This window comes from Enterobacter cloacae complex sp. (genome assembly GCF_900322725.1).
Taxonomy (GTDB): Bacteria; Pseudomonadota; Gammaproteobacteria; order Enterobacterales; family Enterobacteriaceae; genus Enterobacter; species Enterobacter quasihormaechei.
In genome coordinates, this window is record NZ_LT991957.1 from 3774301 (window position 1) to 3789438 (window position 15138).

Here is a 15138-nt window from a genome sequence, read left to right on the forward strand (position 1 = left end):
AAGCGCAGCGCCACCGGGCAAAAAACTACTTCAGCCTTTCCGCAAGATAGCGCGGGTAATCCGGGATCAAAATCTCTACCGGATCGTTAAACTGCGGTGATTCAATGATGAAATCGGCCGTTGAAAGATTTGTCGCCACCGGAATGTTCCACACTGTCGCCAGACGCAGCAGCGCCTTTACGTCCGGGTCATGCGGCACCGCGTTCAGCGGGTCCCAGAAGAAAATCAGTACGTCGATTTTGCCTTCCGAAATCTGAGCGCCGACCTGCTGGTCACCCCCCATCGGGCCGCTCAGCATGGCATTCACTTCCAGGCCGGTTTCGCGGTGGATCAGGTTACCGGTTGTCCCCGTGGCGGAAAGAGCATGATGCTGGAGAAGAGGCTGATGGCGACGAACCCAGTTAAGCAGCATTTGTTTACAGTGATCGTGCGCAACCAGAGCAATGTGCTTGCGCGCCGGAAGTGTGCGTGTTGTCAGTTCCATAATCTTATCCGTGAAGTTACCTCGCTACACGATGACGGGAACTGACTGATGCTGCAAGAGAAAGGACGAAAAAATGTGGCTTACGACGACGGTTGTCGTTTCACCCATTGCAGAAAACGGGCCCGCGTATCCGTATCGGCACTCTGGAACCAGAACCTGAGGCGTTGCTCGGTGAGCGTCTGCGACTGAGGGGGAAGCACATCCAGCTCCGGTACGCCCGAAAGCAGGGTGCTGTCGTCTGCCAGCATGGTAGCGAACTGAGGCAGGGAGGCGGGTCGGCTGGCTCTGTTATAGATCGCCGTGTCTGCTTCGTAATCCGTTCCTTTGGGCCTGTTTGTCAGCGCCAGGATATCCAGCTTTACCGGGATGGGCATGGAATCCCCGTCCACCAGTTCAATGCGTGGCGAAGCGTCAAAGGCCTGTGACTCTTTCTCTGTATCGAGACGCGGAAGCCTGAAGTTGACCTTACTGATACGCTGCGTGTTAAAGCTGACGACCAGCGGCGGAGAAATGTACATATGCTGTTCGTTGTCGGCGAGGCGAATCGTCTTTTCCACCCGAAAAACGACCTGATGCGGACCGTTATCCAGCTCGATGCTGTCTGCGCCTCGCAGCAGGGAGCTGGAGACTTTTTTCCCGTCCAGCACCAGCAGGTCAACGTCCGGTGAGAGTCTGAGGGTGGTTGCGAAAACACACACCGGCATGATCAACGCAACCACAGCCGAGGCAATGCCGGTTTTCATAGCAGACTCCTGTAGACAAACTACCCATGTAAGAATGTATCAAAATTTTTCGATAATCACGTTTACTAACATATAGACATATTCTGCCGTTTTGCCCTCATACTTCTGTAGGGACGGCGTGGTTGAGATGGCTGCTTTGACGTACACTTTGAAAAAAACCAGGAGGAAGAGCATGAAAGAGAACGACATTGTCGAGATCCTGACGTCCACGCGCACTATCGCGCTGGTTGGCGCGAGCGACAAACCGGATCGTCCAAGCTATCGGGTAATGAAATACCTTCTGGATCAGGGTTATCACGTGATCCCGGTCTCGCCGAAGGTGGCGGGGAAAACGCTGCTGGGCCAGCAGGGCTATGCGACGCTCGCGGATGTGCCGGAAAAGGTGGATATGGTGGACGTGTTCCGCAATTCAGAGGCGGCCTGGGGCGTGGCGCAGGAGGCGATCGCCATTGGTGCGAAAACGCTGTGGATGCAGCTGGGCGTAATCAATGAGCAGGCGGCCGTGCTGGCACGCGATGCCGGGCTTAAGGTGGTAATGGATCGCTGTCCGGCAATCGACATCCCCCGTCTGGGGCTCGCAAAATAAAAAAAGCCCGCTTGACGGGCTTTTTTACACCTTTAATTTCGCAGTCTTGGTGCCTGTAACTGTTTGCGGATGGTCTGAGCAAGCTCGTCCATAGTGGGTTGTTCCGGATGCTCATCCTGTAATTCACCACTCAACTGCGCTTCGGCAAGATAGGTATGGACAGGCTGACCATCGTCGCCCTCCATGACCACATGATACCAGGGCGCGGCGCGAAGCTCTGCGTCAACCGCCAGCTCGTCTGCTGACGGTTCATCAAGGGAATACTCCGGGTCGATATCCACGACCACACCCAAATATCCAAGCAAGGTGTGGCGGACCTGCTGGCCGATACCGAATTTGCTGGCAATCATAGTCACCTCCCGGGAAACATCACATACACACTATGTGCGGGCAATATTTCTCTTTTCAAGTTACATGACGCGACAGGCAAACCCTTTCAGATACAGCCCTTCCGGGTAGGTGGCGATCACCGGGTGATCGGCGGCCTGACGGAACTGCTCTATAAATTGTACATCACGACCCGCATCTATTGCTGCATCGGCGATGATTTTTTGGAATAAATCTGTCGTCATCAGTCCAGAGCAGGAGAATGTCAGCAGTACGCCGCCCGGGTTCAGCAGCTGGATCGCCAGCATGTTAATGTCTTTATAGCCACGGCAGGCGCCCATCAGCTGGCTTTTGTTTTCCACGAATTTCGGCGGATCCATCACGATGACGTCAAATTTCTCGCCCTGATCGCGGTATTTACGCAGCAGCTTAAACACGTCGTCGCGCACAAACTCCGCTTTGCTCAGATCCAGCTTGTTCAGCTCGACGTTCTGCTTCGCCACGTCCAGCGCTTCCTGGGAGGTGTCGACGCTGACAACCTGGGCACAGCCGCCCATCAGAGCAGAGACCGCAAAGCCGCCGGTATAGGAGAAGCAGTTCAGCACGCGCTTATCGGCAACGTACTGGCGCGTTGCCAGACGGCTGTCACGCTGGTCGAGGTAATAACCGGTCTTATGGCCGCCCTGGATGTCCACCAGCAGCTTCATGCCGTGCTCCTCAATAGGCAGCAGGGCAGGCGGCAATTCGCCGGTGACCGGGCCTTGCGTCAGCTCCATGCCCTCTTTTTTACGTACCGCCACGTCGCTGCGGTCGTAAATGGCGCATGACGGGAACAGCGTTTGCAGGGCGCTGATCAGCGCAGCACGCTGGTATTCCGCCCCGGCGCTCAGCAGCTGCAACACCAGGAAATTGCCGAAGCGATCGATGGTCACGCCAGGCAGGCCGTCAGACTCACCGGCAATCAGACGATAACTGTCCAGTCCGTCGCGCTTTGCCAGCCACTCGCGCCACTGCTGCGCCTGTTGCAGACGGCGGACAAAGAAATCGATATCGATGGTTTCATCTTTATCGAACGTCCAGACGCGCGCGCGGATCTGAGAGGCGGGCGAGTATGCGCCGCGTGCTAACCATTTCCCCTGATGGTCAACAATATCGATGGTTTCGCCGAGGCTGGCTTTGCCTTCCATGCGGGCAACCGCGCCGGAGAAGACCCAGGGATGACGGCGCAGTAATGACTTCTCGCGCCCTTTGGCTAACACTAAACGTACGCTCATAATTTGCTATTCTGTCGATTCCAGTAAAATGGCCGCCATTTTCCCGACTTCAGTGAGGAAATGCAACGCGCCAGTCGGATAAGGAGAAGGATGATGTCAAATGTTTGCACCATTGCCTGGGTCCACGGCCTCGTACAGGGCGTCGGTTTCCGCTACAGCACCCAGCGCGAAGCCCTACAGCTCGGGCTGACGGGGTATGCGCGTAACATGGATGATGGCAGCGTGGAGGTAGTCGCCTGCGGTGATGCGGATAAGGTTGAGAAGCTGGTGGCGTGGCTAAAAGCGGGCGGACCGCGAAGCGCGCGGGTTGATAAGGTTTTAACGGAACCGCATCAACCCGGCCGGGAATACGCTGACTTCAGTATTCGCTATTAAATGCATTTTACCGGTTTTGGCAGGCCGGCAATTTTTGTCGCCTGTTTTGCCGGGCCTTTCGGAAACAGGCGATACAGATAACGGCTGTTGCCTTTCTCTTCGCCAAACTTATTCGCCATGGCTTTGACCAGCATGCGGATCGCCGGCGACGTGTTGAATTCAAGGTAAAACTCGCGCACAAAGCGCACCACTTCCCAGTGCTCCGGGGAGAGGGTGATTCCTTCGTTTTCCGCAATTTTCTCCGCCAGCGCTTCGCTCCACTGGCTGCTCTCTTTCAGATAACCGTCGTTATCGGTTTCGATCTCTTTGCCTTCAAAACTCAACATAATCATTCACGCGTTAGTCAAAAACCGCATCAGTTTACCAAAAAAACAAAGCCCCGCATAAGCGGGGCCATGTTCACAGCACGGTGGGTTAATCGCGGCTGGCGAAGCCCAGGATGCTCAGCAGGCTGACGAAGATGTTGTACAGCGACACGTACAGGCTCACGGTGGCGCGGATGTAATTGGTCTCACCGCCGTGAATGATGTTGCTGGTTTCATACAGGATTGCGCCGGATGAAATCAGGATAAACACCGCGCTGATTGCCAGATGCAGAGCAGGCAATTGCAGGAAGATGTTCGCCAGCATACCGACCAGCACAATCACGATACCCGCCATCAGCATACCGCCGAGGAAGGACATGTCCTTACGGGTGGTCAGCACGTAGGCCGAGCAGCAGAAGAACACCAGCGCGGTGCCGCCCAGCGCCATACCGATCACGTCGCCCATTCCGGCAGACAGATAGGCGTTCAGGATTGGCCCCAGGATGTAGCCCAGGAAGCCCGTAAACGCGAACGCGGAAAGAATACCCACCGGCTTATCCGCGGTTTTATAGGTCAGGAACATCAGACCATACATACCCACCAGCGTCAGGATCAGGCCCGGAGAAGGCAGCATCAGCACGGTGCTGGCCGTCGCGGTGATGGCTGAAAACGCCAGCGTCAGGCTGAGCATGAAATAGGTATTGCGCAGCACCTTATGCGTGCTGAGTAGCGATGTGCGGTCGCGTGAAGAAGAAATTATACGATCCATGAGTCACTCTCTTATGACAGATGTAATTAGCGCAAAGAATAAGAAACGGCGCGGCAGACGCAAAGTGGTTTTACCCATCTTTACTCAGCCCCTTAGGGATTATGCTGGTTTTTTCTTCTGAAAAATCGCTTGTCCTCAGAATGAAGTGCGGTTTGCAAAGCGGATGCAGATCAACCTCTTATAGGTTACTGAAAAATATTGCGTTATTTCCCTAAGGCCGCTAAGAGTTATTTCCGGATCGTCATAAAAACAGACAATAAGGCGAAGGAAATGAAATCACAAACACGCACGCACTTTACGCTCTCTTTGTTAACCGCGGGGATCCTGTGCGCCAGCACGGCAGCCTGGGCGGCTAACGTGCCGGCAGGAACCCAACTGGCAGATAAGCAGGAACTGGTCAGGAACAACGGCAGTGAACCCGCCTCGCTCGACCCGCATAAAGTCGAAAGCGATGTCGAATTTAATATTATCAGCGATTTATTCGACGGGCTGGTCAGCGTCTCTCCAACAGGTGAAATCCAGCCGCGCCTGGCGGAGAAATGGGAAAATAAAGATAACACCGTCTGGACCTTTCATTTGCGTCCGGGCATCACCTGGAGCGATGGAACCCCCATCACCGCAGAAGATATCGTCTGGAGCTGGCAGCGACTGGTCGACCCGAAAACCGTTTCACCGTATGCCAGCTATCCCGGCAGCATGCGTATCGTTAACGGCACCGATATCGCAGAAGGCAAAAAAGCCCCCGAGTCGCTGGGCGTGAAAGCCATCAATGACGCCACGCTGGAAGTTACGCTCACGCAGCCAAATGCCGCTTTCCTGGCGATGCTGGCTCACCCGTCTCTGGTGCCGATAGATAAAGTCCTGGTCGGTCGTTTCGGTGAGAAGTGGACTAAACCGGAGCACTTCGTCAGCAGCGGGGCCTATAAGCTGTCACAGTGGGTGGTTAACGAACGCATCGTGGCGGTGCGGAACCCACATTACTGGGATAACGCACATACCGTCATCAACAAGGTGACCTATCTGCCCATCTCCTCTGAAGCCGCAGACGTTAACCGCTACAAAGCGGGCGAAATCGACATTGTTTACACGGTGCCGATCAACCAGTTTGCTCAGCTGAAGAAAACGCTGGGGAGCGAGCTGGACGTTTCTCCGCAGCTTGCCACCTATTATTATCAGTTCAATACCACCCGGCCGCCGTTCAACGACGCCCGCGTGCGCAGGGCGCTGAACCTGGCGCTGGATAAAGACATTATCGCCGGGAAAGTGTTAGGGCAGGGGCAGCGTCCGGCATGGCTGATCAGCCAGCCGGACATTGGCGGCGTCAAGCTACAGAACCCGGATTACGCCAGCTGGCCGATGGATAAACGCATTGCCGAGGCGAAAAAGCTGCTGGCCGAAGCCGGATTTAACGATAGCCATCCGCTCAGCTTTAATCTCCTCTATAACACCTCGGAATCGCACCAGCGCATTGCAATTGCCGCCAGTTCAATGTGGAAGAAGAACCTCGGTGTGGAGGCGAAGCTGCAAAATCAGGAGTGGAAAACCATGCTTGATACCATGCACACCCACAACTTTGACGCGGTGCGCTACGCCTGGATTGCCGATTACGACGATGCGGCAACCTTCCTGAACACCTTCCGTACCGGGGACAGCCAAAACACCACTCAGTACAGCAATCCGGACTACGATCGGGCGTTAGTGAATGCGGCGAAATCGAAAACGGCTCAGGAGCGCGGTAAGTTCTACCAGCAGGCAGAAGATCTGCTGGGACGTGACGTACCGGCGATCCCTGTCTATCACTACGTGCGCACGCACCTGGTGAAACCGTGGGTAGGGGGATTCACGCCGGACAAGCTTGGGTACTACTACACCAAAGATATGTACATCAAAAAGCACTCGCGCTAAGCCGGGGATAGTATGCTGCCAAAATGGCCAATCTGTCGTCAATTCAACCGATTAAACGCATTTTGGCTATTTTTAAAGCGAACGAATGCCCGCACTCTTTACAGCGCGCGGTGAGGTGTTTATAGTTCGCCTCACTTAGGAAGCGTGGCCGAGCGGTTGAAGGCACCGGTCTTGAAAACCGGCGACCCGAAAGGGTTCTAGAGTTCGAATCTCTACGCTTCCGCCAAATTCGAAAACCCTGTGATAGCAATATCGCAGGGTTTTTTGCTTTTGCGCCCGGTCTCTGCCATGCCACCCATGCTGTAGCTGATCGTTATCCCGTCGTCGGTCTTGTAGACCTGAGCTTTTACGCACCAGGTGTTCTCGATGTTCGCTGGGGTCAACACCTCTTCGGGCACGCCCGTGGCTGATATCTGTCCGGCTTTCAGGAGGATCAGCCGCTGGCAGAAATTGGCCGCAAGACTGAGATCGTGCAGCGCAACCACGACGGTAAGCGGCAGGCGTGAAATCAGCCGCATCAGCTCCAGCTGGTGCTGTATGTCCAGGTGGTTTGTCGGCTCATCGAGCAGCAGCACCTGCGGCTGCTGTGCCAGCGCGCGGGCAATCTGGCTTCGCTGACGTTCCCCGCCGGACAAATGCTGCCAGCACCGCTGGCGTAATCCGCCCAGCTGCATCAGGCTTATCGCCTCTTCAACCGCCTCATCATCCTCGCGTGTACTTCTTTGAAACGCCTTTCGGTAAGGGGTACGTCCCAGCCGTACGATTTCTTCGACGGTCAGTTCCCCATCGACTTCAGCATGTTGCGGGACAAACGCCATGTGCTGCGCACGTTTTTTCAGCGGCAACATGTCAAGCGTCGTGCCATTAAGCGCAACACATTCGCTGAGTCGAGGAAACAGCCCGGCAAGACAGCGCAGCAGCGTAGACTTGCCCGAGCCGTTTGGTCCTAACAGGCCGACAATCTGCCCGGATGACAGTTTGAGATCGATCTCCTTAAGCACCGTCTGCGCTTGTCGGGTTACGGTTAACCCGGCCACGGTAATATTCATCTATGCTCCTTCCGGTTCTGATAAAGCAACGCCATAAAGACGGGGGCACCCACCAGCGCAGTCACCACGCCGATGGGCAGCACCTGGTGCACAATCAGCGTGCGCGACACGATATCGGCCAGGATCATAAAGTGTGCGCCGATAAGAAACGTCAGCGGGAGCGTGCGCCGATGGCCCGGACCGCTCAGCATGCGCGTCACATGGGGAATGACCAGCCCCACAAAGCCGACTGCACCAATAGCGCTCACCAGCGTTGCGGTAACGACGGCACAGGTCAGCAACAAAAGAATACGCACGGCGGTGACCGGTATGCCCAGCGTTGTAGAGACCTCATCCCCGAAGGTAAAGGTGTCCAGCGCACGCGAAAAGAGAAGAACCACCAGTAAACCCGCAAGCGTCACGGTCAGGGCCAGCAGCGCGTCCGGCCAGCGCACGCCGCTCAGGCTACCCATTAACCAGAACATAACGCTACGGGATTGCTCGGCATTCGCGGAGGTGCTGACGATATAAGCGGTCATAGCGTTGAAGAGCTGGGTGCCCGCTATGCCGGCCAGCAAAATGCGCGACGGGCTTTCACTCATGCCGTTGGTAATCAGCATGATGAGCGCAAAGGCGGCGCAGGCGCCCACAAACGCACCGCTGCTCACGCCAATTACGCTTCCTCCGATGCCGAGAAGCATCACGCAGACGGCCCCCAGCGAGGCGCCCGCGGAAATGCCCAGCAGATAAGGTTCCGCCAGGGGGTTACGCAGGATCGACTGTAACACCAGCCCGCACAGCGCCAGGCCGCCGCCGCTGCACGCAGCCATCAGCGCCCGGCTCATGCGGTACTGCCAGACGATGCCTTCCTCTGGCTGCGGCAGATCGTATGACGTCAATCCCAGGCCGTTGAGGATCGCTTTTCCGGTAATGGCATACGATAGCGGCATATCACCGATACTCGCGGCAAAAACCAGCATCAGCGGCAGCGCCAGGAGGCCTGCCGCCAGTAACCCCTGCTGGCGGCGGTCAGTGAAGAAATGACGCATTATTCGTCCTGAAATGAAGCCAGCCGATCGCTGATAAGCTCAACCGCATCGACGTTACGCATTGAAGGGTTTAACGACATTGCCGGCACCACAATAATGTGGTTGTTCCTGACCGCAGGCAGGTTCTTTGTCACCGGGTCACTTCGTAAGAACGCCTGTTTTACCGCAACGTCATCGGCAGGGTAGAGCCTGCGGGACATCTCTGCGATGACAATCACGTCCGGCTGCGATTGGGCAATATGTTCCCACGTTACGGCAGGCCATTCGTCGTGGGAGTCAATAATGTTCTTCAACCCCAGCGTACGGCTGATCCAGCCCGGCGCGCCATAATTTCCCGCCACCCAGGGATCGCCATTCAGACGGCTGCTGGAGAACCAGAAAACGACGCTAAGCGGTTTTGCGGAGACGCGCGCCCGGGCCTTTTCGATACGTGCCGTCAGGGCGCGGTTGAGCTGTTCACCCCGTGCGGAAACATCAAAAATCGTCGCCAGCGCTGTCACTTCCCGCGTGATTTCCGCCAGCGAAAACGGCGCGCTTCGTGCCCCGTCTGCGTTTGACGTTTCCGTCACCGCTTTATCCGTGCAGTCGGCAGGGGAGATCCACGTATTAATCCCCAGCGACGCAAACTGCTCACGTGTCCCCACTTCGCCCTGCGGACCAATGTGCCAGCGATACTGCGCGAGAACGAGCTCAGGCTTCTGTCCCACTACGGCTTCAAATGATGGTGAGTTATCCGCAAGCCGGGGAAGGTGTTTCCCGGCCTCCGCCAGCGGAGCCGGAAGTTTGCCAAACCAGACCGACGTCGCGGCTATCTTTTTCTCCAGCCCCAGAGCGAGCAGTAATTCTGTTTCATGCTGACCTACGGTCACGACGCGCTGAGGAGCCTTCGCAAAGGTCTGCTTTATGCCGCAATTTTCAACCGTGAGGGGCCAGGAGGTCACTGCAAAAGCGGCTGGCGCAATGGAAAGCAGCGATGCCAGTAATAACCCTTTTTTAAGAAACATAGAACGCAATCCAGTAATTGTTATGTTATAACATAATACATGTATTGTGATTGAGAGCAACCGCAGTTGCCCACAATGAACTGCATGACCGGAGACAGGGTGCGTTTAAGGAGTTTAACGGGCAAATCGGGTCACAGTTTCTGATCGACAATCGCCGATTTAACCCGGGACATCGCCAGAATGTTTTTAGCGCGCATATTTAATTTTTCGAGGATCTTCACGCGGTAGGTGCTGGTCGTTTTTTGTGACAGTTGCAGCTTTTTCGCAATTTCATGGTTTTCCAGATGAAAAAGCTTCAGCACGTCATACTCGCGTCGCGTAAACGAGTGTGTGCGGAGCGCCCGATAAAATCGCATCAGCTGCTGAAAAGGATGAACGCTAAAATGCATTGATGAATAGATAATATTGTCGATTCTCACCGCACGATTCGCTTCTATCTCATGCATCAGGACAATGTAATCACGCCTGATTTTTTTGACCTGCTGGATAGTGCTATTGCGTAACGTATCCTGTTCAATTGCAATGATAAAATCCAGCGTCGGATCGACCTCATCAAGATCGTGAATATCCTTCTTATCGCGAATTAAATGGGTCGATGTCATGGCGCTTGAGACCCCGCGGCACAGGTAATAGTTATCACTGATAAAAATAAAATTCATAATTGCCGTTGAATAAAGTCATGGGGACTCACTTATCGCAGTGAGGCTGGGTTAACGGGTGTTGTACGAAAAAAAGTCTAAATCACACCCGGTAAAACTGATAAAAGTAATGAATGTAAAAATAAATGTTTACATTTTAGCCAGTCGATGATGAAGAAATCATCTGGGCGGAAGGGAACGACGCAAGATGCTCAAGGTAATGCAATTTCCTGCTTTACATCATGCTCAGAGATGTTTATAGTGCGCCTCACTTTGGAAGCGTGGCCGAGCGGTTGAAGGCACCGGTCTTGAAAACCGGCGACCCGAAAGGGTTCTAGAGTTCGAATCTCTACGCTTCCGCCAAATTCAGAAACCCTGCGATAGCAATATCGCAGGGTTTTTTCGTTATTCCAGCCCCAGCGTATACTGCGCGATTTTGAAGTAGATAATGAGCCCGGTACCGTCGATCAGCGTGGCGATAAACGGCGCGGAGACGACCGCCGGGTCGATTTTGCAGCGTTTCAGTACCATCGGGATCACCGACGAGACGATGGCGCTCCACAGCGTAATGCAGACCAGCGTCAGGCTGACGATAAGCGTGATTTCCATTCCGATACCCATCATCCAGGCGCGAACGCAGCCCGCCAGACCCAGCGTGGCGGCAATCATCAACGACGTGCTCATCTCTTTGCGCAGTACGCGGCCCACATCGCGAAGGTGGACCTCACCCAGCGCCATGGCGCGCACCAGCGTGGAGGTGATCTGCGTTCCGCTGTTCCCGCCCGTGCCAATCAGCAGCGGAATAAAGAACGCCAGCGCAATGGCAGATTCCAGCGCCTCTTCAAAATGCTGGATCACCGAGCTGGTATACGCTTCCGCAACAAACAGCAGCAGCAGCCAGACGGAGCGCTTCTTCCACAGGCTGAAGGCGCTGGTTTCCAGGTAGGGTTTTTCCAGCGGCAAGGTCGCCCCCTGAAGCTGCGCATCTTCGGTGACGTCATCTTCCAGCAGGTGGGCGATTTCGCGCTCGGTGAGGCAGCCCACCAGCTTGCCGTGGGTGAGCACCGGCACGACATCCGCACCCGCGTGCGCCAGCACCCCGGCGACATCCGCCCGCTCATCTTCCGGTTTGAGCTGGATAAAATCCGATATCATCAGTCGCTTAACCGGCTGCACGGTATCTGTGGCCTGCAATAATTTGCGAACGGCAATCAAACCCGCGAGGCGACCGTTATCCTCGATAAAAATATGTGAAGGAATATCATCGTCTTTTAATTTTTCGAAAAACTGCTCGCGTGCCAGAGCCACGCATAATGAAATATCGATAACAATAAAATCGGTATTCATATATTGCGCGATGGCGCTGTCATTAAAAGCCGGGTTTTGGTTGTGAATAGCGTAAGACATAGTAAATTCCCTTTGAATAATAAAATCTCTCAGGGGCGAGCAAGACAGGGCATGTCGGAAAGGAGATCCCCACGTCCTGGGTTCAGCACTGTACACCGTATCCCGTAAGGGAAGTTATACTGACAAAGCCTTGATTCGACAGTGCCTGTTTTACCCTGTGCCGGTTCTCTCGAACCCACCAGAGCGATAACGTGTATTTGTACAGGAGCCTCGCCATAACGAGATCGTTGTAAAACGTGAGGGATAATACGCTTATTTAAAACCGCTGCTGAGGAATTTTAATAATGTTTAAGAACGGTTTAAATGAATAGTATTAAACGCATGTTGAGGTTTTATTTAACTGTTTTCTTTTTAAATGGAGAATTCATTTGTTACCGGAGAGAGTGAAATGGCATGGCTGGACACGCTGCTGGATCATTTTACGCATTATCCGACGCATCTGTTCGCGCTGCTCGTTGTTATGGCGTTGAGTAAATCGACGGTGCTGGTCTCGTCGGTGCTGCCGCCCGCATCGGTCATGCTGGTGGCGGGGATCGCCGTCAGCCAGTCGAGTCTGCATCCCGGCATGACGTGGCTGGCGGTGGTGATGGGCGCTACGGCAGGTTCGGTGCTGAATTACCATATCGGCCAGCTGATGGGGCATACCCGGCTGGTGTCACGCCTCACCGCAAAACATGCCGATAAGTTTCTGCGGGTACAGCATCAGCTGCAAAAGAACGGCGTAGTCGCGCTGTTCACGTCGCGTTTCCTGGCGGTGCTGCGTTATATCGTGCCGCTGGCGGCCGGCATGCTCAGGATGAGCGCGATGAAGGTTTACGTCGTTAGCCTGCTGTCAGCCTGCGCATGGGCGGCGCTGTATGTCGGTATCGTCACCGGCATCAGCGTCTGAACGTATTCATCAGTTTGAGAAATGCTTCCCGAAAAAACGGTCACCAGTCTGTCACACTCAGCGTAACGATAAAAACGCATGAGGAAAAAGGGATGAGAAAAGCACTACTCGCTGTCGCCGTGGCAGGAACGCTTTCAGTGACGTTTGGGGCGCAGGCACAGGACGCGCCGGAAGGTTATCAGTTACAACAGGTACTCATCATGAGCCGCCATAACCTGCGCGCGCCGCTCGCCAATAACGGCAGCGTGCTGGAGCAGTCCACGCCGAAGCAGTGGCCGGAATGGGACGTACCCGGTGGACAGCTGACCACCAAAGGCGGCGTGCTGGAAGTGTATATGGGCCACTATATGCGCGAGTGGCTGGCAGAGCAGGGGATGGTGAAGACGGGAGAGTGCCCGCCAGCGGATACCGTCTATGCCTACGCTAATAGCCTTCAGCGCACCGTGGCGACCGCGCAGTTCTTTATCACCGGCGCGTTCCCGGGGTGCGACGTTCCTGTACATCATCAGGAAAAAATGGGCACCATGGACCCCACCTTCAATCCGGTCATTACCGATAACTCCCCTGCGTTTCGTGAGAAAGCGCTGAAGGCGATGGAGACGGAACGGCAGAAAATGCAGCTGGATGAAAGCTACAGGCTGCTGGAACAGCTGACAAACTACAGCGACTCGCCGTCATGCAAGGAGAAAAACGTCTGCTCCCTGACGGAGGCAAAAGATACGTTCAGCGCCGACTATGAAAAAGAGCCGGGCGTATCGGGGCCGCTGAAGGTGGGTAACTCACTGGTGGATGCCTTCACCCTGCAATATTACGAAGGCTTCCCGGCCGATCGGGTAGCCTGGGGAGAGATCAAAACCGATCAGCAGTGGCGCGTGCTGTCGAAGCTGAAAAACGGCTATCAGGATTCGCTGTTTACCTCGACGGAGGTGGCGCAAAACGTGGCGAAACCGCTGGTGAAGTACATTGATAAAACGCTGGTGACTGAGCAGGCAAACGCGCCCAGAATCACCCTGCTGGTGGGACATGACTCCAACATCGCCTCGCTGCTAACCGCGCTGGACTTCAGGCCGTATCAGCTGCACGACCAGCAGGAACGCACCCCGATTGGCGGCAAAATTGTTTTCCAGCGCTGGCATGACAAAAACAGCAACCAGGAGCTGATGAAAATTGAGTATGTCTACCAGAGTTCAGCCCAGTTGCGGAACGCCAGCGTACTGTCGCTGCAATCCCCTGCTCAGCGCGTAACGCTGGAGCTGAAGGGGTGTCCGGTTGACGGAAACGGCTTCTGTCCGATTGATAAATTCAATGCGGTGATGAATAACGCGGCGAAATAGAAGAGACCCCCGCGCGAGCGGGGGGAAACGTTCAGACGTTTTTACGTTCGATGGTTTGCTCGCCCCAGAACAGCGAGTCTTTGTCGGTTTTTTCGAAGGCGCGAATCAGCACCTCATCGTTGCCTTCTTCCCAAATCTGCTCGGCCAGCTTTTCGTCATAATTGGCGACTTCAAAGATGGCTTCGGCAATCTCCGGAGAGGTATTGCGTAAACTTGCCCATTCGCCCACGTGATGAGCTTTGGATTCTTGCGTTGGCATACTTGTCCTCCTGTTGGGTTAGCCGTTCAGTTTTTTGGCAAGACCCGCGACGTATTCACCCTGGTAGCGGGCGATTGAAAGTTCTTCATTGCTTGGCTGACGTGAACCATCCCCACCGGCAATCGTTGTTGCGCCATAGGGCGTACCTCCACGGACCTGGGAGACATCAAACAGTTCCTGCGCGCCGTAGCCAATCGGCACAATGACCATCCCATGATGCGCAAGCGTTGTCCAGGTGGAAGTGATCGTCTGCTCCTGGCCGCCGCCCGTGCCGGTAGAGCTGAACACGCTGGCCAGCTTGCCGTACAGCGCGCCGGAGGCCCATAGCCCGCCTGTCTGGTCGAGGAAGGTGCGCATCTGGCCCGACATATTGCCGAAGCGGGTTGGGGTGCCGAAGATAATGGCATCATAGTCCGCGAGTTCCTGCGGGGTGGCCACCGGGGCATTTTGTGTTTTCCCGCCGGCTTTGGCGAAGGCTTCCGCCTGCATGGTTTCCGGTACGCGTTTAACCACGACCTCAACGCCGTCTACTCTGTTAGCGCCTTCTGCTACAGCGTGAGCCATGGTTTCAATGTGTCCATACATGGAATAATAGAGCACCAGAACTTTTGCCATTTTGCATCACTCCTCGTTGGTTTTTCTGACAGCGGATCGCTGCGTTACTTTAAAGATATGACATCACGGCCAGACTGCAAAAATGAACGGCATTTATTTGATATATAACAATATCTTCTGGATACGTGCTTTGTAGCAAAATGAAAC

Annotated in this window: 18 protein-coding genes, 2 tRNA genes and 1 riboswitch; of the genes, 7 read left to right on the forward strand and 13 right to left on the reverse strand. The window is 54.8% G+C overall.

What is annotated here, in order from left to right:
- Window positions 1-25: 25 nt before the first annotated feature.
- Together mgsA and csgI are read right to left on the reverse strand one after the other, a co-directional pair.
- The gene (gene mgsA / locus DBR02_RS18510) at window positions 26-484 is read right to left on the reverse strand and encodes a methylglyoxal synthase (protein WP_006809340.1); all 459 of its coding nucleotides are present in this window, start codon (window positions 482-484) and stop codon (window positions 26-28) included.
- Window positions 485-564: 80 nt separating this feature from the next.
- Window positions 565-1227, reverse strand: coding sequence for a curli synthesis inhibitor (csgI, locus tag DBR02_RS18515; protein WP_107535075.1), 663 nt, complete (start codon window positions 1225-1227; stop codon window positions 565-567).
- 172 nt (window positions 1228-1399) lie between these two features.
- On the opposite strand from csgI, the gene DBR02_RS18520 reads away from it, so the two are divergent.
- Window positions 1400-1813 (forward strand): CoA-binding protein, encoded by a 414-nt coding sequence (locus tag DBR02_RS18520; RefSeq protein WP_006809337.1) that lies wholly within the window; start codon window positions 1400-1402, stop codon window positions 1811-1813.
- Window positions 1814-1845: 32 nt separating this feature from the next.
- Here DBR02_RS18520 and hspQ read toward each other — a convergent pair whose 3' ends face one another.
- Entirely contained in the window at window positions 1846-2163 is a 318-nt protein-coding gene (hspQ, locus tag DBR02_RS18525; RefSeq protein ID WP_006809336.1) for a heat shock protein HspQ, read from the reverse strand.
- A 60-nt stretch (window positions 2164-2223) separates the two neighbouring features.
- Entirely contained in the window at window positions 2224-3414 is a 1191-nt protein-coding gene (rlmI, locus tag DBR02_RS18530) for a 23S rRNA (cytosine(1962)-C(5))-methyltransferase RlmI (protein ID WP_102749639.1), read from the reverse strand.
- Window positions 3415-3507: 93 nt separating this feature from the next.
- Here rlmI and yccX point away from each other — a divergent pair, with 93 nt between their 5' ends.
- On the forward strand, window positions 3508-3789 hold the full coding sequence (yccX, locus tag DBR02_RS18535) for an acylphosphatase (RefSeq protein ID WP_173937209.1): 282 nt from the start codon (window positions 3508-3510) through the stop codon (window positions 3787-3789).
- Here the strand turns inward: yccX and tusE are convergent.
- Both tusE and yccA read right to left on the reverse strand, forming a co-directional pair.
- Entirely contained in the window at window positions 3786-4115 is a 330-nt protein-coding gene (gene tusE / locus DBR02_RS18540) for a sulfurtransferase TusE (RefSeq protein WP_003858129.1), read from the reverse strand. The two genes, yccX and tusE, sit on opposite strands and share 4 nt — an antisense overlap.
- Before the next feature lie 88 nt (window positions 4116-4203).
- The gene (gene yccA / locus DBR02_RS18545; protein ID WP_047726838.1) at window positions 4204-4863 is read right to left on the reverse strand and encodes an FtsH protease modulator YccA; all 660 of its coding nucleotides are present in this window, start codon (window positions 4861-4863) and stop codon (window positions 4204-4206) included.
- Window positions 4864-5133: 270 nt separating this feature from the next.
- On the opposite strand from yccA, the gene DBR02_RS18555 reads away from it, so the two are divergent.
- Both DBR02_RS18555 and DBR02_RS18560 read left to right on the forward strand, forming a co-directional pair.
- Complete coding sequence (locus DBR02_RS18555) at window positions 5134-6768, forward strand: ABC transporter substrate-binding protein (protein ID WP_107535077.1); 1635 nt, start codon at window positions 5134-5136, stop codon at window positions 6766-6768.
- A 138-nt stretch (window positions 6769-6906) separates the two neighbouring features.
- Window positions 6907-6994: transfer RNA gene (locus tag DBR02_RS18560), tRNA-Ser, on the forward strand.
- On the opposite strand, the gene DBR02_RS18565 is transcribed toward DBR02_RS18560, so the two are convergent.
- From DBR02_RS18565 to DBR02_RS18580, 4 genes are all read right to left on the reverse strand, one after another.
- Window positions 6981-7817, reverse strand: coding sequence for an ABC transporter ATP-binding protein (locus DBR02_RS18565; RefSeq protein ID WP_107535078.1), 837 nt, complete (start codon window positions 7815-7817; stop codon window positions 6981-6983). The two genes, DBR02_RS18560 and DBR02_RS18565, sit on opposite strands and share 14 nt — an antisense overlap.
- A complete protein-coding gene (locus tag DBR02_RS18570) occupies window positions 7814-8845 on the reverse strand; it encodes a FecCD family ABC transporter permease (protein ID WP_107535079.1) in 1032 nt (343 codons plus the stop codon). The genes DBR02_RS18565 and DBR02_RS18570 overlap by 4 nt, the downstream gene beginning before the upstream one ends.
- The gene (locus DBR02_RS18575) at window positions 8845-9849 is read right to left on the reverse strand and encodes an ABC transporter substrate-binding protein (protein WP_107535080.1); all 1005 of its coding nucleotides are present in this window, start codon (window positions 9847-9849) and stop codon (window positions 8845-8847) included. The genes DBR02_RS18570 and DBR02_RS18575 overlap by 1 nt, the downstream gene beginning before the upstream one ends.
- A gap of 131 nt (window positions 9850-9980) precedes the next feature.
- Entirely contained in the window at window positions 9981-10451 is a 471-nt protein-coding gene (locus DBR02_RS18580; RefSeq protein ID WP_226842023.1) for a LuxR C-terminal-related transcriptional regulator, read from the reverse strand.
- Window positions 10452-10762: 311 nt separating this feature from the next.
- On the opposite strand from DBR02_RS18580, the gene DBR02_RS18585 reads away from it, so the two are divergent.
- Window positions 10763-10850, forward strand: a tRNA-Ser gene (locus DBR02_RS18585).
- Between the two features lie 42 nt (window positions 10851-10892).
- Here DBR02_RS18585 and DBR02_RS18590 read toward each other — a convergent pair.
- Window positions 10893-11894 (reverse strand): magnesium transporter, encoded by a 1002-nt coding sequence (locus DBR02_RS18590; protein ID WP_107535081.1) that lies wholly within the window; start codon window positions 11892-11894, stop codon window positions 10893-10895.
- A 60-nt stretch (window positions 11895-11954) separates the two neighbouring features.
- A riboswitch (M-box (ykoK) riboswitch) is annotated at window positions 11955-12124 on the reverse strand.
- 158 nt (window positions 12125-12282) lie between these two features.
- Between DBR02_RS18590 and DBR02_RS18595 the strand changes: the two genes are divergently transcribed.
- Both DBR02_RS18595 and agp read left to right on the forward strand, forming a co-directional pair.
- Entirely contained in the window at window positions 12283-12783 is a 501-nt protein-coding gene (locus DBR02_RS18595) for a DedA family protein (protein WP_107535082.1), read from the forward strand.
- A 92-nt stretch (window positions 12784-12875) separates the two neighbouring features.
- Window positions 12876-14117: a bifunctional glucose-1-phosphatase/inositol phosphatase gene (gene agp, locus DBR02_RS18600; RefSeq protein ID WP_107535083.1), complete on the forward strand. Its 1242-nt coding sequence runs from the start codon at window positions 12876-12878 to the stop codon at window positions 14115-14117.
- A gap of 31 nt (window positions 14118-14148) precedes the next feature.
- On the opposite strand, the gene DBR02_RS18605 is transcribed toward agp, so the two are convergent.
- Window positions 14149-14376, reverse strand: a complete 228-nt coding sequence (locus tag DBR02_RS18605; RefSeq protein WP_028012649.1) for a YccJ family protein — start codon at window positions 14374-14376, stop codon at window positions 14149-14151.
- An 18-nt stretch (window positions 14377-14394) separates the two neighbouring features.
- Window positions 14395-14991 (reverse strand): NAD(P)H:quinone oxidoreductase, encoded by a 597-nt coding sequence (gene wrbA, locus DBR02_RS18610; protein ID WP_006809323.1) that lies wholly within the window; start codon window positions 14989-14991, stop codon window positions 14395-14397.
- Window positions 14992-15138: the final 147 nt, after the last annotated feature.